The 17,488-nt window shown below is 71.9% G+C and carries 17 protein-coding genes; 11 read left to right on the forward strand and 6 right to left on the reverse strand.

Translation table 11 applies throughout. The annotated features are described in order from the left end of the window. Positions 1-660, forward strand: a 660-nt coding sequence (locus ADY59_RS16475) for an MFS transporter (protein WP_049563060.1), incomplete at its 5' end; no start/stop codon positions are given. On the opposite strand, the gene ADY59_RS16480 is transcribed toward ADY59_RS16475, so the two are convergent. Both ADY59_RS16480 and ADY59_RS16485 read right to left on the reverse strand, forming a co-directional pair. Then, positions 657-1,259: a response regulator transcription factor gene (locus ADY59_RS16480; protein ID WP_049563061.1), complete on the reverse strand. Its 603-nt coding sequence runs from the start codon at positions 1,257-1,259 to the stop codon at positions 657-659. The two genes, ADY59_RS16475 and ADY59_RS16480, sit on opposite strands and share 4 nt — an antisense overlap. Beyond that, positions 1,256-2,434, reverse strand: coding sequence for a sensor histidine kinase (locus ADY59_RS16485; RefSeq protein ID WP_049563063.1), 1,179 nt, complete (start codon positions 2,432-2,434; stop codon positions 1,256-1,258). The genes ADY59_RS16480 and ADY59_RS16485 overlap by 4 nt, the downstream gene beginning before the upstream one ends. A gap of 144 nt (positions 2,435-2,578) precedes the next feature. Here ADY59_RS16485 and ADY59_RS16490 point away from each other — a divergent pair, with 144 nt between their 5' ends. The 3 genes from ADY59_RS16490 to ADY59_RS16500 all read left to right on the forward strand — a co-directional run bounded on the left by ADY59_RS16490 (position 2,579) and on the right by ADY59_RS16500 (position 5,325). After that, positions 2,579-3,124 carry a hypothetical protein gene (locus tag ADY59_RS16490; protein ID WP_049563064.1) on the forward strand — a complete coding sequence of 182 codons (546 nt, stop codon included), beginning with the start codon at positions 2,579-2,581 and terminating at the stop codon, positions 3,122-3,124. A 93-nt stretch (positions 3,125-3,217) separates the two neighbouring features. Continuing rightward, entirely contained in the window at positions 3,218-4,150 is a 933-nt protein-coding gene (locus ADY59_RS16495) for a hypothetical protein (RefSeq protein ID WP_049563066.1), read from the forward strand. A 185-nt stretch (positions 4,151-4,335) separates the two neighbouring features. Continuing rightward, positions 4,336-5,325, forward strand: coding sequence for a prephenate dehydrogenase (locus ADY59_RS16500; protein WP_197093687.1), 990 nt, complete (start codon positions 4,336-4,338; stop codon positions 5,323-5,325). 68 nt (positions 5,326-5,393) lie between these two features. Here ADY59_RS16500 and ADY59_RS16505 read toward each other — a convergent pair whose 3' ends face one another. Together ADY59_RS16505 and ADY59_RS16510 are read right to left on the reverse strand one after the other, a co-directional pair. Next, entirely contained in the window at positions 5,394-6,578 is a 1,185-nt protein-coding gene (locus ADY59_RS16505; protein WP_231618745.1) for an acyl-CoA dehydrogenase family protein, read from the reverse strand. 74 nt (positions 6,579-6,652) lie between these two features. After that, on the reverse strand, positions 6,653-6,928 hold the full coding sequence (locus tag ADY59_RS16510) for a phosphopantetheine-binding protein (protein WP_049563069.1): 276 nt from the start codon (positions 6,926-6,928) through the stop codon (positions 6,653-6,655). A gap of 226 nt (positions 6,929-7,154) precedes the next feature. On the opposite strand from ADY59_RS16510, the gene ADY59_RS16515 reads away from it, so the two are divergent. Beyond that, positions 7,155-7,565, forward strand: coding sequence for an SgcJ/EcaC family oxidoreductase (locus tag ADY59_RS16515; RefSeq protein WP_049563149.1), 411 nt, complete (start codon positions 7,155-7,157; stop codon positions 7,563-7,565). An 87-nt stretch (positions 7,566-7,652) separates the two neighbouring features. Here ADY59_RS16515 and ADY59_RS16520 read toward each other — a convergent pair whose 3' ends face one another. Together ADY59_RS16520 and rfbH are read right to left on the reverse strand one after the other, a co-directional pair. After that, positions 7,653-8,687: a glucose-1-phosphate thymidylyltransferase gene (locus ADY59_RS16520; RefSeq protein ID WP_049563071.1), complete on the reverse strand. Its 1,035-nt coding sequence runs from the start codon at positions 8,685-8,687 to the stop codon at positions 7,653-7,655. Positions 8,688-8,742: 55 nt separating this feature from the next. Further along, positions 8,743-10,107: a lipopolysaccharide biosynthesis protein RfbH gene (gene rfbH / locus ADY59_RS16525; RefSeq protein ID WP_231618746.1), complete on the reverse strand. Its 1,365-nt coding sequence runs from the start codon at positions 10,105-10,107 to the stop codon at positions 8,743-8,745. A 105-nt stretch (positions 10,108-10,212) separates the two neighbouring features. Between rfbH and ADY59_RS16530 the strand changes: the two genes are divergently transcribed. From ADY59_RS16530 to ADY59_RS16555, 6 genes are all read left to right on the forward strand, one after another. Beyond that, on the forward strand, positions 10,213-11,559 hold the full coding sequence (locus ADY59_RS16530; RefSeq protein WP_049563073.1) for a nucleotide sugar dehydrogenase: 1,347 nt from the start codon (positions 10,213-10,215) through the stop codon (positions 11,557-11,559). A gap of 281 nt (positions 11,560-11,840) precedes the next feature. Continuing rightward, positions 11,841-12,914, forward strand: a complete 1,074-nt coding sequence (locus tag ADY59_RS16535; protein ID WP_049563074.1) for a YcaO-like family protein — start codon at positions 11,841-11,843, stop codon at positions 12,912-12,914. Positions 12,915-12,923: 9 nt separating this feature from the next. After that, positions 12,924-14,129: a hypothetical protein gene (locus tag ADY59_RS16540; protein WP_049563076.1), complete on the forward strand. Its 1,206-nt coding sequence runs from the start codon at positions 12,924-12,926 to the stop codon at positions 14,127-14,129. Beyond that, the gene (locus tag ADY59_RS16545) at positions 14,126-15,361 is read left to right on the forward strand and encodes an MFS transporter (RefSeq protein WP_049563077.1); all 1,236 of its coding nucleotides are present in this window, start codon (positions 14,126-14,128) and stop codon (positions 15,359-15,361) included. Before ADY59_RS16540 ends, ADY59_RS16545 begins: the two co-directional genes overlap by 4 nt. Positions 15,362-15,371: 10 nt before the next feature. Next, on the forward strand, positions 15,372-16,079 hold the full coding sequence (locus tag ADY59_RS16550; protein ID WP_049563079.1) for an SRPBCC domain-containing protein: 708 nt from the start codon (positions 15,372-15,374) through the stop codon (positions 16,077-16,079). Beyond that, positions 16,066-17,487: an alpha/beta hydrolase gene (locus ADY59_RS16555; RefSeq protein WP_049563081.1), complete on the forward strand. Its 1,422-nt coding sequence runs from the start codon at positions 16,066-16,068 to the stop codon at positions 17,485-17,487. The genes ADY59_RS16550 and ADY59_RS16555 overlap by 14 nt, the downstream gene beginning before the upstream one ends. Position 17,488 lies beyond the last annotated feature (1 nt).

Below are 17,488 nucleotides of genomic sequence, written 5' to 3' on the forward strand. Positions count from 1 at the left end.
GCCCCGGCCTTGCCGCCCTTCTGGCGCCAGGTCCGCGAGGTCCTCGGCATCCGGACGCTGCTCCGGGTCTCCGTGGGCGTGATGATCCTGACGCTGGGCCTGGGCGGCATCTACTACTGGCTGCCGTCGCTGCTCTCGCGCGCCTACGGCCTGCCCATCGGCGTCGCGGGCACCACCAGCGGCCTCGTCACCATCGTCGGCGTCGTCGCGGGCACCGTGATCGGCGGCCGCCTCGGCCGCAAGGCCATCGCCCGCCACCGGGCCGGGCTCCTCCTGGTCGGCGGCACCGGCATCACCGTCGGCTCGCTGCTGCTCGGCTGCGCCCTGCTCATCGGGTCGACCGTACCCATGATCATCTGTGTGCTGCTGGCCGTCACGGTGTCCGCCACCGCGATCCCGACGTGCACGGCGTCCGTCGCCGACGTCGTCGGCGCGAGCTCGCGCGGGCTCGGCTTCGCGGTGCTGCAGTTCCTGCTCACGCTCGGCGCCGCGTTCGGCCCGCTGATCGTCGGCATCACCTCCGACGCCACCGGCTCCCTCGTCGTCGCCATGTACGCGCTGATCGTCCCGATGGTGCTCGGCGGCCTGCTCGTGCTGTCGGCCCGCACCTCCTACGAGCGCGAATCGGCCCGGGTGCTGGACGAGGCGCGCGACTCCTAGATCCAGCCCTCTTCCCAGGCACGGTGGGCGGCGGCGTGACGCGAGCCGACGCCCAGCTTGGCCATCGCCGCCGACAGGTAGTTGCGGACCGTGCCCGGCGCGAGGTGGACCCGCTCGGCGATCTCGTTGACCGAGGCCCCGGTCCGCGAGGCCCGCAGCACCTCCAGCTCCCGGTCGGTGAGCGGGCAGGCGCCTTCGGTGAGGGCGGAGGCGGCGATGTCGGGATCGACGTAGCGCCGGCCGGCGGCGACGGCCCGGATGATCTCGGCCAGCTTGGTCGCGGGCGTGGTCTTGGGCACGAAGCCGCTGACGCCCGCCGACAGGGCCCGGCGCAGCACGCCCGGCCTGGCGTGCCGGGTGACCAGGATGACCTGGGTGGGCAGCTCCGCCCTGATCGTCTCGGCCGCGCGCAGCCCGTCGGACGGCGGCATCTCCAGGTCCAGAACCGCGATGTCGGGCCGGTGCTCCCTCGCCAGGCGCACCGCGTCGGTGGAGGTGGCGGCCTCGGCGGTGACGGTGAGGTCGTCCTCCAGCTCCAGCAGCGCCGCAAGGGCGCCCCTGAGGAGGTCCTCGTCGTCGGCGATCAGCAACCGGATCATCGGGCCTCCGCGGTCGCGGCGGGCAGGCGGGCCACCACGGCGAAGCGGTCGTCGTCGTGCTCCCAGGTCAGTTCGCCGCCGGCGGACGCCAGCCGTTCGGCGAGGGTACGCAGCCCGCTGCCCGCCTCCGGGCCCGGCGCGGCCACCGCGCCGTCGTTGGCCACCCGCAGGCGGGCGAGGTCGCCGGTCACCCGGTAGTCGACCTCGGCGTGCCGCGCGCGGCTGTGGCGCAGCACGTTGGTGGTCGCCTCCCGCATGACCAGGCCCAGCAGGTGGCGGCTGGGGCCGGCCAGGCGGGCGGCGTCGGCGGGCTCGACGGACATCCGCGCGTCGATGCCGGCGGCGGCCAGGACTCCGGTCGCGTTGGCGATCTCCGCGTCGAGCGTGGTGCGGCGGTAGCCCTGCACCACCGCCCTGGTGTCGGTGAGCGCGTCCACGGCCAGGCGGCGCACCTCGTCCATCTCGGCGGCGGCGCGCGCCGGGTCGGTCCCGGCGAGCCGGGCGGCCAGCTCGCTCTTGAGCGCGATCACCTGCAGGTGGTGGCCCTGGATGTCGTGCAGGTCGGCGGCGAACCGCAGCCGTTCCTCCTTGACAGCCAGCTCGGCGGCGAGCCTGCGCACGTCGTTCAGCCGCTTGGCCACGTCCCAGCCCCACAGCATGCCCAGGGTCGCCCACGCGGTGACGAGGACCACGCAGGGCGGGAGCAGCGCGGCGCCCGGCAGCGGCGCGCCGGAGACGGCGCCGACGGCCGCGGCGGCGGCCGCGGTCGCGATGATGAGCGCCCACCGGGGCACCGGCCGCAGGAACGCCGCGACGATCGACACCACGAGCGCGGCGGGCAGCGACCACCGGCCGTCGTCGCCGCGCGCCAGCATGAGCGCGCCGAGCACGGCCGCGCCCGCGCCCCCGGCGGCCGTCCACAGGACGGGGAGGCGGACGGCCGGGCCGGGCTCCATCCGGCGGCTGAGCAGCACCATGCCGGCCAGCCCGGTGACGGTCAGCGCGACCGCGCCCGCGGCTCTCGCCCACGGGGCCACGCCGGGATCCATGATCCAGGCTCCGGCGACGAAGACCAGGAAGATCCCGGTGGTCGCGGTCACGCTCCACCAGGTGCCCCGGCGGAAGCCGCCCAGGTCCGTCTCCTGGTCGATCCGGTCGATCGGGAGGTCACGCACGCGGCCATTGTCGCAGCAAGGCGTCAGCGGATGACAGATGTCATCTGATCATGTGACACGTCCATGCGCCGGCGTGCTCATCCGTCACTACTGGCGATCGGCGGCCGCGACCAGGCTGGGAGACCTCACCGAAGGAGAACGCGCTTGAAGAACATGACCGAACAGGTCTCACCGCTCCGCCACTGGCCCACCATGGCCGCGATCGCCGTGGCCGGGGTCATCGCCTACGGCCTGACGGGCGGCGAGGAGATCGCGCCGATACTCACCGCCTCGGCGCTGATCTACCTGGGCGCCGCCGCGCTGCGCAGGCCCACGGCGGCGTGGCCGCTGTTCCTGATCAGCGGGGTCGTCATCGGCGCCACCCGGGCCCTGGTCCCCGCCGTCGACCCGACCTGGCCGATGCTCGGCCTCGCTGCCGTCCTGGCGGTGTACGGGCTGCTCACCGGCTCCGGCGGGCTGTCGCGCCCGTTGCTCGCGATGGCCGGCTTCGGGCTCGTCGCGGTGGTCACGCTGGCGATCGGCGGGGACGCGGGCGCGTACCTGGTGGCGGCGGGGATGCTCGGCCACGCCGCGTGGGACGTCCACCACCATCGAACCGGGAAGGTCGTGGTGCGCTCGCTGGCGGAGTTCTGCTTCGTGCTGGACACGCTGATCGCCGTGGCGCTCGTGGTGCTGACCGTGTGGCCATGAGTGGCCAGAAATTGAGCATTCTCGAAGAAATCGCCCCGAAGATCGCCGTTCATCCTGACCGTACATGACACTCCGAGTGAACGGTGGTGGGTGATGGCGGACACGTTGAGCGGGCGAGCGGCGCGCGACGGCGAGCTGCGGACCGTGCGGCGCGGCCGGGTCGTCCTGATCAGCGCGCTGATCGGGTTCCTGCTGACGGTCGTGTGGTCGGCCCGGTTCGTGGACGAGACGATCGGCGGCACCGTCGCCGACACCCTGCTGGGGCATGACGCCGCGGAAGCGCCGATCGCGGGCATCGCGGCGGGCGTGGTGTTCGCCTTCGTGACCGGCATGGCCGGCACGTTCACCGCCTGCAACATCGCGGTGTTCGGCGCGCTCGCGCCCATGATCGGCGACGGCGCAGGGCGCGGGGAGCGGTTCAGGGCGGCGCTGCGGCCGCTCGGGCTGCTGGCCGCCGGCATGATCCCGGTCTCCGCCCTGTACGGGGCGCTCGTCGGGATCGTCGGCACGAGCATGCCGCAGTTCTCCACGACGGCGAACGTCGCGGGCGGGCTCTCTCCGCGCAGCATCCAGTCGATGGTGGCGTTCGGCATCGTCGGCCTGGCGATGCTGTATCTGGGGCTGGCCGCGCTCAAGCTGGTGCCCGACCCGTTCGAGCGGCGGCCCGACGCGCGGACGGTCTTCATGGGCGTGCTGATCGGCGGGTTCCTCATCGGGCGTCCGTACGGGCTGTTCAGGGCGATGTTCCGGGACGCGGCCGAGAGCGGGAACCCGTTGTACGGGGCCGCGGCCTTCACGCTGCAGTCCATCGGCAACATCGTCCTGCTCGCGGTGCTGCTGCTGGTCATGGCCGTGGTGTTCGGCAGTCGCGTGCACCGGTGGCTGGCCGCCAAGCCGCACCGGATCGCGGTGCTCACGGCGTCGGCGCTCATCGTCGCCGGGGTGTTCACGTTCCTCTACTGGGACGTCAGGCTCCTCGCCCGGCGGGAGATCATCCCCTGGTATCCGGTCGCTCCCTGGACCTGACCGTCTCACCCCGGCAGCCGCTCGTCCCCCGGGGCGGGCGGCTGCCGCGTTCCCGGGCGCCTGGCAGGAACGTGCTGCCCTGCGACAGTAAGCGGACGTCGCTCATCCCCCTTTTCGGGCCTGGTCCGGCGCAGCATGACTGTAGAAGCACACATGCTGAGGAAGGACCGATCACCATGGCCATCTTGACGTCCACGACAAGCGGGACCGCACGGTCCACGATCCGCCGGGTCACGGTGATCGGGTGCGGGCTGATCGGCACCTCCGTGGCGCTCGCGCTGCGCGCCGAAGGCATCCGCGTGACGCTCGCCGACCACGACCCGCGCGCGCTGTCCGAGGCGGTGCGCATGGGGGCGGGGATCGCGCTGACCCTCGACGAGCCGCCCGCGGACGTGGTGGTCATCGCGACCCCGCCGTCCACCGTTCCCCAGGTGCTGCGCGACGCGCAGTCCCGGGAGCTGGGCGCCGTCTACACCGACGTCGCCAGCACCAAGGCGCGGATCCTGGCGAGCGCCGAACTGGCCGGTTGCGACCTGAGCAGGTACGTCCCCGGGCATCCGATGGCCGGGCGCGAGGTGCCGGGGGCGGGCGCCGCCCGGGCCGGCCTGTTCACCGGCCGCAAGTGGGCGCTGTGCCCGTGCCCGGCCACCGCCCTGTACGCGGTGCGGGCCGTCGCCGAGCTCGTGGCGGCCTGCGGGGCGCAGGTGACGCTCCTGTCGCCGTCCGCGCACGACCGGGCCGCCGCCGCGGTCTCGCACGCGCCGCTGGTCATGTCGGCGGCGCTCTCCGCCCGGTTCGCGTACGCGGCCGGGCAGCCGGACGTGCTGTCCCTGGCGGGCAGGGGGCTGTACGACGTGACCCGGGTGGCCGGCAGCCCGCCGGAGCTGTGGATCGACATCCTGGAGCACAACGCCGACGCCGTCGCCGACATCCTGGAGGAGGTGGTGGACGACCTGACCGCCGTCGCGGCGGCGCTGCGGGCGCCGGAGGGAAGCACGAGCTGGGGAGTCGTGGCCGACCTGCTGGTCCGCGGCAACCTCGGCCGCGAGCTCATCGTCGACGCCTGCGCCCCGGCCGGGCAGCGCCGCGACCCGGCGACGGCGGCCACAGCGGCCACGGCGGCCACCGCGGCCACCGCGGCGGCGGGAACGCCGGCGGAGCTGGAGGCGGCGTGACGCGCGGATGCCCCGCGGCCGGATGGCAGCGGGGCATCGGGGTTCGCCGGAACGCGGGGGACGCGCCGTCAGATGTAGAGCGTGTTCGGCGGCAGGCCGCACAGGACCCTGCCGTACAGCTCGGTGTTGGTGTTGGGGTGCATGAGCGCGTGCAGGTTGGCGCTGTGCACGTCACGCAGGATGCGCTGGATCGGCACGTCGGAGTAGAGAGAGGAGCCGCCGCTGGCCGTGGCGAGGATGTCCGTGGCCTCCTTGGCCAGCGCGCACACCGCGCCCATGTCGGCGCGGACCCTGGCCCGCTCCTCCAGCGTCCACGACTCGCCGCGCTCGCTCTTGCCGTCCACGGTCGCGGCCAGCCGCTCCGCGTGGAACTGCGCCTGGTCGATCTTGAGGGCGGCCGAGGCGACCTGCAGATGGGTGAGGGGCGCCTCGTTCTGCTGCTCGTACCCGGTGTAGGTGATCTTGCGTCCGGGCAGCCGCTCCAGGAACGCCGTCCTGGCTGCCTTGGCCAGGCCCAGCAGGGTGCCGACCGACGAGGCCGAAGCCACGGGCAGCAGCGGCGCCCGGTAGATCGGGATGCCGGCGTTCAGCTGGGAGGCGTACTGCTCCTGGAGCACGGCGGGCAGCGGGAGCACCCGCTCGGCCGGGATGAACACGTTCTCGGCGACCGTGCTGACGCTGCCGGTGCCCTGGAGCCCCGTCGTGTGCCAGTCGTCGATGATCTTCAACTCGGAGGTGGGCACGAGCGCCATGATGGGCATGGGCTCCTGGTCAGGGCCCACCAGGATGGCCACGATCTCCTGCCAGTGGCTGTGCCAGGCGCCGCTGACGAACCCCCACTTGCCGTTGACCACGACGCCGCCGCTCGCCGGGGCGGCCATCGCGGTGGGGCTGAGGGTGCCGCACACCCGCACGTCCGGCGTCGAGAACACCTCGGCCTGCACCTCGTCCGGGAACAGGCAGACCATCCAGGTCGGAATCCAGTAGACCGACGCCGTCCACGCGGTGGAGCCGTCGGCCTGGCCCAGTTCCGCGCCCACGTCGACCAGCGTGCGCGTGTCGCACTCGTAGCCGCCGAAACGCGCGGGCACCCGCATCCTGAAGACGCCGGCGTCGGCCAGGGCCTCGATCGACTCCTCGTGGAGACGCCGGTTCTGCTCGGCCCAGGCCGCCCTGGCCCGTAGGCCGGGAGCGAGCGCGGACACCCGCCGCACCAGTTCTTCCCGTGCCGGAACCTCGGTCGTCGTCGCCACCATTTCCTCCTACTGTTCCCTCGGGGCGCTGGGCCGCGTGTCCCAGCGGTCAAAAGCTCGCGCCGGTGGCGCGTTCAGGCGAGGGACGAGACCTTCGCCGCGGCGGCGACCCTGAGCACCAGTGCGCCGACGTTGGGGTCTTCCTCGAAGATGTCGCCCACCTCGAGCTCGACGCCCAGTTCGTCCTCGATGCGCGACACGATGCGGATCGCGGAGATCGACTCGCCTTCCAGGTCGAAGAACGTGGCATCCGCCATGTCGTCCGGCACGTCCAGGACGTACCGCCAGATCTCTCCGACCTTCTCCTCGATCAGGGCGAAACTCAGCTCGCCTGCCCGATTGTCAGTCATCCGGTGTCCTCCACTGCTGAATTTCCCCAATGAAAGGGCCCGCGAACGGATACCCGCCCTGAATGCCGGTTCTTGCGGATATCGTCACAGGCGGCGGCGGCGCGTACATCTTTGAGAATGCGGGAAAATGAGCCGGCCCTTTGGGCACGGCAGGAGAAAGGCCGCCGCCGGGGTGGAGTTATGGTCGCGGAGGGTGTTTTTCAGCCGCTGAGTGGAGGACGAGCACATGAGCGCCACATCGACCACCATTGACGACACGACAGCCGTGCGCGAGGTGCCCCGGCGCATCATCGCCGCCTGGGCCGCCAACGACGGCGACGCCTTCGCCGGCGCGTTCACCGAGGACGCCACCATGATCCTGCCGGGCGACGTCTTCGTCACGAGCCGCGACGGGATCCGGGCGTACATGAGCGCCGCCTACGCCGGGCCGCTCAAGGGGACGCGGGTGTTCGGCGAGCCCGTGTCGGCCAAGTTCCTCGGGCCGGAGGCCGCGGTGCTCGTCACCAAGGGCGGCGTGCTCGCCGGCGGCGAGACCGAGGTCGCGCCGGAGCGGGCCGTGCGCGCCACCTGGGTGCTGGCCAAGCAGGACGGCCAGTGGCTCATCACGGCGTACCAGAACACGCCCGCCGTAGCCTGACCCCAACCCCTGCCACGACGACCGACCGGCCCCACCGGTCGGTCGCCGCATGTCGGGGGCCGGTTCGGGGGGCGCGGGCGGCCGCTGTCAGCGGGCCACGGGGGCGATCTGGACGCGGGTGTTGTCGCCGACCAGCAGACGGTACGGGATCGCGGGCGAGCGGGCCGGCTCGATGACCGCCGAGCGGCCGACGATCGAGCCGTGCATGCCGGGCACCTCCAGGATCGACGCGCCGTCCAGCACGATGGAGTCGCTGAGCCGCGTCCCGCGCAGCACGCAGTCGCGGCCGATGGACACGTTCGGCCCGATGAGGCAGTCCTCGATCACCGTGTTCGCGCCGACGATCACCGGCCCGTCGATCCGCGACCGCAGGGTCCTGGTCATGGGGCCGAGCTCGACCCGCCCGCCCAGCTCGCCGAGCAGTCTCCGGTTGCATTCGAGCACGTCGTCGGGCTTGCCGGTGTCCTTCCAGAACCCCCGGTACTCGGTGGCCCGGACCGGCCGCCCCTGCGAGACCAGCCACTGGACGGCGTCGGTGATCTCCAGCTCGCCGCGCCGGCTCGGCGTGATGGCGGCGACGGCCTCGTGCACGGCGGCGGTGAAGAAGTACACGCCCACCATGGCCAGGTCGCTGCGCGGCCACCGGGGCTTCTCGACCAGCCGCCGTACGGCCCCGCCCGCGCCGAGCTCCACGACGCCGAACGCCCGCGGATCCGGCACCCGCTGCGCCACCACGTGCGCGACCGGCCGCCGGGCGCGGAAGTCCGCGGCGATGAGGGCGACCCCGTCGGGCAGCATGATGTCGCCGAGATACAGCACGAAGTCGTCCTCGCCGAGGAATCCGCGCGCCAGCCGTACGGCATGCGCCAGCCCGAGGGGCTCGTCCTGCCGGATGTAGGTGACGCGCAGGCCGAGCGACGAGCCGTCCCCGATGACCGCGGCGATCTCCGCCGCCCAGGAGCCGACGACGATGCCGATCTCCGTCACGCCCAGGTCGCGGATGTTCACCAGCACGTGCTCCAGCACGGGACGGTTGGCGATGGGGATGAGCTGTTTCGGCATCGAATAGCTGAAGGGACGCAGGCGGGTGCCGGACCCGCCGGACAACACCAGGGCCTTCATGCGTCGGTCCGGCTCATGAGGAATCACCTTCTCGGCTTGTGGCGCGCAGGGCGGGTCATCCGCGTGCGGCGATGAATTCCTTGATCGAGGCGACCACGTAGTCGATCATCTGGTCGGTCAGGCCGGGATAGACGCCGACGTGGAAGGTGTGGGTGGTGATGAGGTCGGTGTTGGTCAGCTCACCCACCACCCGGTGTTCACGGTCGAGGTAGGCCGGATGGCGCAGCAGGTTGCCCGCGAACAGGCGGCGGGTGCCGATCTTGCGGTCCTCCAGGAAGTCCACCAGTTCCTTGGCATCGAACGGCGCCCCGGGGTCGACGGTGAGAACGAATCCGTACCAGCTCGGATCCGAGCGCGGCGTGGCCTCCGGCAAGATCAGATACGGGACGCCTTCCAGGCCCTCGCGCAGCCGCCGCCAGTTGTGACGGCGGGCGGCGCAGAAGTCATCCACCTTGCCCAGCTGGCTCAACCCGAGCGCCGCCTGCAACTCGGTGATCTTCAAGTTGTAGCCGACATGCGAGTAGATGTACTTGTGGTCATAGCCGTGCGGCAACGTCCCCATCTGATAGCTGAACCTCTTCAGGCAGGTGTTGCTCTCACCCGGCTCACACCAGCAGTCCCGCCCCCAGTCCCGCAACGACTCGACGATACGAGACAGCAACAGGCTGGAGGTCAGCACACACCCGCCCTCACCCATCGTCATGTGATGAGCCGGGTAGAAGCTGACCGTGGTCAGATCACCGAACGTGCCCACCGGCTCGCCGTCATACGTCGACCCGACGGCGTCGCAGCTGTCCTCCACCAGGAACAGTTCATGCTCGGCCGCGAGTTCGGCCATCTCCGCCACCGCGAACGGGTTGCCGACGGTGTGCGCGATCATGATCGCCCGCGTTTTCGGGCCGATCGCCCGCGCCACCATGTCCACGGTCGGGTTGTAGGTGCCGAGTTCCACATCCACATAAACCGGGACGAGACCGTTTTGCAGGATCGGGTTCACCGTCGTCGGGAACGCCGCCGCAACAGTGATCACCTCATCACCCGGCCGCAGACGGGCGTCTTCCAGCCGGTGTGACGTCAAAGCCGAGATGGCCAGCAGGTTCGCCGAAGAGCCCGAGTTGGTGAGGTGGGCTTTGCGGCGTTTCATCTTGCGGGCGAAGACCGACTCGAACTTCCTGGCCCGGCTGCCGCCGGCCACCCGCAGTTCGAGAGCCGCCTCGACCAGCGCCAGCCGGTCGGCCACGTCATGCACGGCCCCGGTCGGCCAGATCTCGGTGACGCCCGGCTCGAAATCCCCGGCGGGTTCCACATCGGCGTGGTATTTACGCACCTCGTCGAGGATCAACGCCTTGTGTTCGTTCATCTCCGGCCCTTCGTCGATGCACCACTCCACAGCATCGGCCACCAGCAATTCCAGCCGCATCTCCTGTATTGCCCCGGCCAGGCAACCCACAAGATGCGCCCCACCACGAATTGCGTTGTGCTGACAGCAGGAATTCGACCGGTCACCCACAAAAGGGGAACGTTTATGCGATACCTGCGCGAAAACGAACAGCCCAAAGTGGCCGTCATCGGACTCGGCTACGTCGGCTCCTGCTACGCCGCGATCCTCGCCGAACGAGGCTGGCACGTCACAGGCATCGACACCAACACCCACCTCATCCAAGAACTCCAAGACGGCCACTGCCGCTACCAAGAAGACGGCCTCGCACCCCTGCTCGAAGCCGCCATCACCGACAGCCGGCTCAGCCTCACCACCGACTTCGCCGCCATCACCGACGCCGACGTCCTGCTACTCACCGTCGGCACCCCCGTCCGCACCGACGGCTCCATGGTCGAAGAGCAACTGGGACAGGCATCCGAGCAGATAGGCCGGCACCTACGCCCCGGACAACTCGTCCTCGTCAAAAGCACCGTCCCACCCGGAACGACCCGCGACTTCGTTCGGCCACTGCTGGAGCAGGGCGGCCTCACCTGCGGCACCGACTTCAACCTCGCCTTCACCCCCGAACGGTTCGCCGAAGGCACCGCACTCAAAGAGCTGCGGTCACTCCCCATCGTGGTCGGCGGCATCGACGACGACAGCACCCAAGACGCCGCCCTGTTCTGGCGCCAAGCACTCCACGTCGACGTCCTCACCCAAGACTCCCCCGAAGCCGCCGAAATCGTGAAACTAGCCGACAACTGGTGGATCGACCTCAACATCGCCATGGCCAACGAACTCGCCAAATTCTGCGCCGCCTACAACGTCGACGTCCTCGACGTCATCACCGCCGCCAACACCATCACCAAAGGCAAACACCACGTCAACATCCTCCTGCCCAGCATCGGCGTCGGCGGCTCCTGCCTCGTCAAAGACCCCTGGATGGTCTGGCACACCGCCCAACGACACGGCATCGAACTCCACACCCCACCCACCAGCCGCAAAATCAACCAAACCATGCCCGACCACACCAGCCAACTCATCATCGACACCCTGGCCAGCCAGGGCAAAAACCCCGCCACAGCAACCATCGCCATCCTCGGCGCCGCCTTCAAGAACAACACCGGCGACCTCCGCGCCACCCCCGTCGAAGGCGTCATCACCGCCCTCCTCAAAGCCGGCGCCACCGTCAAGCTGCACGACCCCCTCGTCGACCCCTACCAAGCCGAAACCCAACTCGGCATCACCCCCACCGAAACCCTCCACGAAACCGTCCGCGACGCCGACTGCATCGCCATCATGGCCCTCCACCACGACTTCACCCACATCGACTACGCCACCCTCCCCGTCGCCCCCCAATGCCTCATCCTCGACGGCCGCGCCTACTACACCAAGCAAAAGATCGCCGAACTACGCCAACTCGGCTACACCTACCTCGGCATCGGACGCTGAGAGCACGTCGGAAGAAGATCAAGACGGCAACGTGAGAGATGTGCCGGATCACCTTCTCGGCAGACGATGGATCTACGAACCGAGAGGAGGTGAACGCACATGGAGGTCACCTGGGACCTGGGTGAAGTCGACGAGAGCGCCGAGGAGTTCGACGTTCTCGGCACGAAGTCGTACTAACCGGCTCGTCCCCGGGCGGCCGGGACAGCCGAACGGGACGTCAACGGGGCAGGCCGCCACGCAACAGGCCCCCGACGTCCGTGTCACCCTCCGAGGAGCATCGCATGTCACCTGTCCGGGCGCCCGGCGCACCCGCGCTGCTCCCGCTGCTCGGCGGCGCGCTGCACCTGGCCTGGCTGCGTGACGAGGCGGGGATCAGCGGCGGCGCCTGCGACGCGGACCCCGAGCGCGCGCGGGTGCGCGCGACGGGCGAGTACGCGCAGCACGTGAGCCACATGGCGGCACGCGACGCCTTGCCGACCCGCCGGGATCCGGGCGGCCTGCCGACCGTCGAACCCGCGGGGACGCCCCGCTCGACGCCCATGCGCTGGGTGATCGGGTCCGGTATGAGAGATGGGGCGCCCGTCGCGGTGCCCGCTCAGGCCGTCCTGCTCGGCTGGGATCCGCCGCCGCCCGAGGTGCGCTGGTGCGCGCAGACCTCCGTCGGCACGGCGGCCGGCCGCGACCACGGGCAGGCGAGGACGGCGGCGCTGCTCGAGGTCGTCGAGCGGCACGTGCTCACGCGGGGCTGGCGCACCGGCGACATCCGCTTCGAACGGCTCGACCACCTGCACGAGGCCGTGCTGCCGGCCCGCCTGCTCGACGCCCTGCGCGGCCACGCGGTGACGTTGCGGACCGTGCGGGTGGCGGGGATCGGCCCCGACGTCGTCCTCGCCCTGCTGCACCGGGCCGGCGGACTGGCGCTGACCTGCGGCGCGGCGGCGCGGCACGGGACCGCGCCCGCCGTGCGGCATGCCGTGTACGAGGCGGTCGCCGCCAGGCTGGCGCTCAGCCGCGCCCGGCCGTCGTCGGCGCTGCAGGCGCGCGAGCGGGCCCGCGGCCTGGCCGTCGCCGCCGCCGGCCCCGCCCACCTGGCCTTCGTTGAGGCCAGAACCACCGGCGACGGAACCCTGCGCACCGCCCCCGGCACGCCGCCGCCGCAACCAACCGCGACGCAACCGGCCGAGGTGGGGCTGGCCGAGGTGGGGCTGGCTGAGCGGCTGTTCGGCCGGCAGCCGGCCGAGGTGGAGTTGCCCGATGCGTACGGTCACGTCGTGCGGCGTGTCGTATGTCACCGCTCGGAGGTGTTCGAGCCCCTCACGCCGTCCGCCGACAGCCTGCCGTGCCCCGTCGCCTAGGAGCTTCAGATGCCCGCCTTCACCCACCTCCGCGACGAGTCCCGCCCGTTCGGCGAGCTGAGCTTCCCCGAGGTGACCGTGCTCGACGTGGGCGAGCTGCGCAGGCGCTGGTCGGCGTGGTTCGACCTGAGCGACTCCGCCCCGGTCCCGCTGCGCTCGCGGCACGCCGTACACCTGGCCCGCATGCTGACCGGCGAGGCCGAACCCGTCACGCCGCACTGGTTCAGCACGATCTCGGTGACCAGCGCCCGCCATCAGGTGGCCGTCCAGGCCAGGAGCCGTGCGTACCTGTGCGCGCACCCGGGGGAGCTCCCGCAGGAGCTGCGCACGCCCCGCTGGCACACCCTGGCCGACCGGGTCGAGCGCTGGGCGGAACTGACGCCGTCCGAGCGGGTGACCGTGGTGTCGCTGCTCACCCAGCTCGGCTTCCACCGGACGATCATGCGCCTGGCCGGGACGCTGTCCATGAGCGCGGAGGCGACGGGCCAGCAACTGGCGTACGAGATCGGCAGGGCGGCCTTCCAGCTCAACAGGAAGTCGCCGGTGCCGCACGAGATCTTCGGGCGGCTGGCCGAGCAGGCCGGGCGGCCGGCGCTCCGGGTGCTGTCGGCGCTGCAGCTGGTGTCCGCGCTGTCCCGCGGCCGTGATCACGCGAGCGCCGCGCGCTGGCTGGGTGTGGCCACGCGGGAGTCGGCCGGGCTGAGCCGCGAGCCCGGCTGGCTGGCACACCTGGTGACCAGCCGCTACCACCGTGCCGCCGCCCTGCACGAGCTGTCGAGCGGCGACCGCGAGCCGGTGATCGCGCACATGCGGGCGGCGCTCGACCACGACGACGCCCTGGCCACCCTGGTCGACGACCCGGTGCGGACCCACTACCAGCACGAGAACCGCGCGCTCGTGCTGGAGGCCTACCTCAAGCTCGACACCTTCGCGGGCACGTCCTGCGCCCCCGCCGACGCCGTCGCCCGGCTGCGGGAGCTCGACCCGGTGGACCCGGAGCCGCTGTACGCGATCGGCGCCTTTCACGCGAGCCGCAAGGACTGGCAGGCGGCGCGCGAGGTCTTCTGGACGGCGGCGGGCTCCGGTACGTTACGCGGGGCCGAGGCCGCCCGCGCCGCCGCCGTCTGCTCACGGGAGCTCGGCCTCGACGGCGACGCGGCGCTCGCCCACCGGCTCTGCGTCGAACTGGATCCTGCCTCGAAGGACATCCCATGACCTCCCGCACGGTGTTCACCAGCGCCCCCGACTTCCCGAAGTTGTGGGCCGCCACGTCGGTCTCACTGCTCGGCAACGGGATCTCGTCGGCGGCGCTGCCGCTGCTGGCGGCCACGCTGTCCAGCGACCCGTTCGTGGTCTCCTCGGTGATCGTCGTGGCCAGGTTGCCGTGGCTGCTGTTCGCGCTGCCGGCGGGGGTGATGGCCGACCGGTGGGACCGCAAGCGCGCCATGTGGCTGGCCGACCTGGTACGTGCCGCGCTGACGGCCGCGCTGGCCGCCGCCGTGGTCACGCAGACCGCGAGCATCGCCGTGCTCATGCTGGCCGGTTTCCTCATCGCCATCGCGGACACGGTGTTCGACAGCGCCAACGCCGCCGTGCTCCCCCGGGTCGTGTCGGGTGACGCGGACCGGATCCAGCAGGCGAACTCGTGGCTGGTGGCCTCGCGCACCACGGTCGAGTCCTTCGTCGGGCCGCCGCTCGGCGGCCTGATGTTCACCGCCTCCAGGGCGCTGCCGTTCGTCGGCGACGCGTTGTCCTTCCTGGTCAGCGCGTTGTTCCTGCGGAAGATGCGCGGCGACTACCACGTGCGGCGCGACGCGCTCGGCGGGATGACCGTGCGGCAGTCGATCAAGGAGGGGTTCTCCTGGCTGTGGCGCCAGCCGGTGTTGCGCTCGATCACCGCGATCGGCGGTTTCTTCAACGTGGCGTGCATGGCGGGCAACGCCATCTTCGTGCTGTTCGCCCAGCAGGCGCTGGGGCTCGGCGCCGTCGGGTTCAGCCTGCTGCTGGCGGTCGGCGCCTGCGGCGCGCTGTTCGGCGCGGCCCAGGCGGGCAGGCTGAACCGGTGGTTCGGCGTCGCGGTCAGCCTGCGGCTGTCGCTGGCGGGGACGGGCCTGGCCTTCCTCGTCACCGCCGTCGCGCCGAACGTGTGGGTCGCCGGCCTCGGCGAGATCCTGGCCGGGCTGGCCGCCGCGATCTGGAACGTCAACCAGATGTCCCTGCGCCAGTCCGGCACCCCCGACCACCTGCTCGGCAGGATCACCGGCGTGCACCGCCTGGTCACCTACGGCGGGATGCCGGTGGGCGCGCTGCTGGGCGGCGTGCTGGCCTCGCTGATGGGGCTGCGCGCCTCGTTCACCGCCGCGGCCGTGATCCTGTTCGGGCTCGCGGTGTTCGCCACCTTCACCATCACCCGGTCGCGGGTCGCCGTACTGACCGAGGTCAACTAAGGAGTGCACGATGTCGACCAACAATCTGGAACGCGTCCTCACCCATCCGCGCGAGACCGTGTGGGCCGCCATGTTCGCGCCCGAGGCGGCCGAGTACTGGCTGGGCACCGTGGCGAGCATCCTGCCGGAGCGTGAGGGCGCCGCCTTCTGCTGGCTGTACGATCCCGGCGCGCGCCTGCCCTTCGCCTACCCGGGCAGGGTCGAGAAGCTCACCCGGCACCGCAGGCTGGAGCTGGTGACCGCGCTGTACTCCTGCGACGCCGAGGTGCGGATGACCTTCGAGCTGTCCGACCACGGTGCCGGGCACACCAGGCTCTCCCTGCGCCAGGAGGGCTTCCCCGACGAGGGCCACGGCAGGTTCGAGCGCGACGGCTTCCTGCACCACTGGGACCACTTCCTCGAACTGCTCGGCGACTACCTCGACGGCACGCCGCACAGCTACCACACGATGCACAAGACGGAGCTCGGCGTCATCCCGGTGGGCGCGGTGCGCGGCGAGGGCCTGCTGGTGCAGGGCGTGGCGCTCGGGACGCCGGCGGCCGGGGCGGGGGTTCGGCCCGGCGACGTGATCAGGGGCGCGCGCGACGCGGCCTTCGACAGCCTGGACGACCTGGACGCCTGGGTGGAGAGTCACCGGCCGGGCGACACGGTGGAGCTGCTGATCGGTGAGCGGGTCGTGCCGGTGACGCTGCGCGCCAAAGAATATGCGCCTGCCTGACCGGGTGGTCCCCGGGCTGCCCCCGCCGTTCCTCCGCTCGCAGGTGGACGGCGGGCGGCCCGCGCTCGCGCTCACCCCGCGCGGCCCGGTGGTCAGCACCGACGCCTGGTCCGGCCGCCACCTGGCGCTCTGGGCCGGCGGCCGCTGGGCTCCCCTCACGTCGGGGCCGCTCTGGCACGCCGAGCCGCGCTGGGAGGACGGCGTGCTCAGCGCCATGGTCTACGACGACCTGGCCGCCGAGCAGGCCGTCCCCCGCGCCGTCTGGCCGGACGGGCACGGGCCGGTCTCCCGGGAAGGGCACGTCCTCACCCATCCCGTGGTGGGGACGGTCAAGCTGCCGCCCAAGGTCGCCGTCGAGGACGTGGCCACGGCGCCGGACAGGATCGCGATCCTGCTGCGCCGGGGCCGGGCCCGCCGGGTCGTGTGCGCGGGCCGTACCTGGACCTGCCACTGGGACGGCCCCGTCGCGGCGCTCGGCCCCTGGCTGCCGGACGGGGAGCTGGCGCTCGTCGTGGAGTCGTGGCCCGGCAGGACGGCGCGGGCGTGGCAGATACGCACCGGCGCCTTGCGCCCGCTCACCGGCCCCGCCCCGGCGGTGGTGCACGACGTGCGGCGCGACGGCGACCTGCTCGCGCTCACCTGGACCTCGGCCGACCAGCCGAGGCGGCTCCAGCTGGCCGAGCTCGGCGGCCCCCCGATACGGCTGCGCGCCGCCTCCTCGCCCCACGGCCTGCCTCCCGCGGCGCACACCCTGGCCGGAGGCACGCTCCCCTGCGTGGTACGCGACCCGTCCGGCGAGCCGCGCGGCACCGTGGTGCTCTTCCACGGCGGCCCGAACGGCGCCAACCTGGCCACCTGGTCGCCGCTGGCGGACTCCCTCGCGCTGGCCGGCTGGCGCGTGGTGCAGCCGAACCTGCGCGGCAGCAGGCTCCTCGACCCGGCGGTGTCCGCTCCTCTGCCCGAGCTGTACGGGTCCGACGACGTGGACGACGCGCTGCGGGTGCTCCGGGAGACGGCGGTGGGCCCTGTCGTGACGGGCGGGCTCAGCTACGGCGGCTACCTGGCCTCACGTGTGGCGCTGGCCGCGCCGGAGGTGCGCGGCGCCTTCCTGCTGTGCTCGTTCCTGCGCTCGGCGGACCTGCGCGAGGTCGAGCACGCCGCCGTGCGGGCGTTCCTGAAGACCGCGCGGTTCGCGCCCGACGACGAGCTGCCCGGGGTTCCGCTGTTCGTGGCGCACGGCGACAGGGATCCCCGTATCCCCGTGGAGGCCGTCCGCGCCCACCTGCCGCGCCTGCACCCGGACTCCGCCTGGACGGAGCTGGCGGGAGAGGGCCACGGGATGCTCACCGACGAGGCGGCCCAGCAGGTCTTCCCTCAGCTCTTCCGCTGGCTGGACCGCCTGGGGTGAG

Origin of the sequence: Nonomuraea sp. SBT364 (assembly GCF_001083785.1) — a bacterium.
Taxonomy (GTDB): domain Bacteria; phylum Actinomycetota; class Actinomycetes; order Streptosporangiales; family Streptosporangiaceae; genus Nonomuraea.

Coding starts and splice junctions, on each gene's coding strand:
- rfbH (WP_231618746.1), bottom strand. CDS start 10,107: ATGCGGCTGGAATTGCTGGTGGCCGATGCTGTGGAGTGGTGCATCGAC.
- ADY59_RS16550 (WP_049563079.1), top strand. CDS start 15,372: ATGTCGACCAACAATCTGGAACGCGTCCTCACCCATCCGCGCGAGACC.
- ADY59_RS16510 (WP_049563069.1), bottom strand. CDS start 6,928: ATGACTGACAATCGGGCAGGCGAGCTGAGTTTCGCCCTGATCGAGGAG.
- ADY59_RS16520 (WP_049563071.1), bottom strand. CDS start 8,687: ATGAAGGCCCTGGTGTTGTCCGGCGGGTCCGGCACCCGCCTGCGTCCC.
- ADY59_RS16545 (WP_049563077.1), top strand. CDS start 14,126: ATGACCTCCCGCACGGTGTTCACCAGCGCCCCCGACTTCCCGAAGTTG.
- ADY59_RS16515 (WP_049563149.1), top strand. CDS start 7,155: ATGAGCGCCACATCGACCACCATTGACGACACGACAGCCGTGCGCGAG.
- ADY59_RS16535 (WP_049563074.1), top strand. CDS start 11,841: ATGTCACCTGTCCGGGCGCCCGGCGCACCCGCGCTGCTCCCGCTGCTC.
- ADY59_RS16495 (WP_049563066.1), top strand. CDS start 3,218: ATGGCGGACACGTTGAGCGGGCGAGCGGCGCGCGACGGCGAGCTGCGG.
- ADY59_RS16480 (WP_049563061.1), bottom strand. CDS start 1,259: ATGATCCGGTTGCTGATCGCCGACGACGAGGACCTCCTCAGGGGCGCC.
- ADY59_RS16555 (WP_049563081.1), top strand. CDS start 16,066: ATGCGCCTGCCTGACCGGGTGGTCCCCGGGCTGCCCCCGCCGTTCCTC.
- ADY59_RS16530 (WP_049563073.1), top strand. CDS start 10,213: ATGCGATACCTGCGCGAAAACGAACAGCCCAAAGTGGCCGTCATCGGA.
- ADY59_RS16540 (WP_049563076.1), top strand. CDS start 12,924: ATGCCCGCCTTCACCCACCTCCGCGACGAGTCCCGCCCGTTCGGCGAG.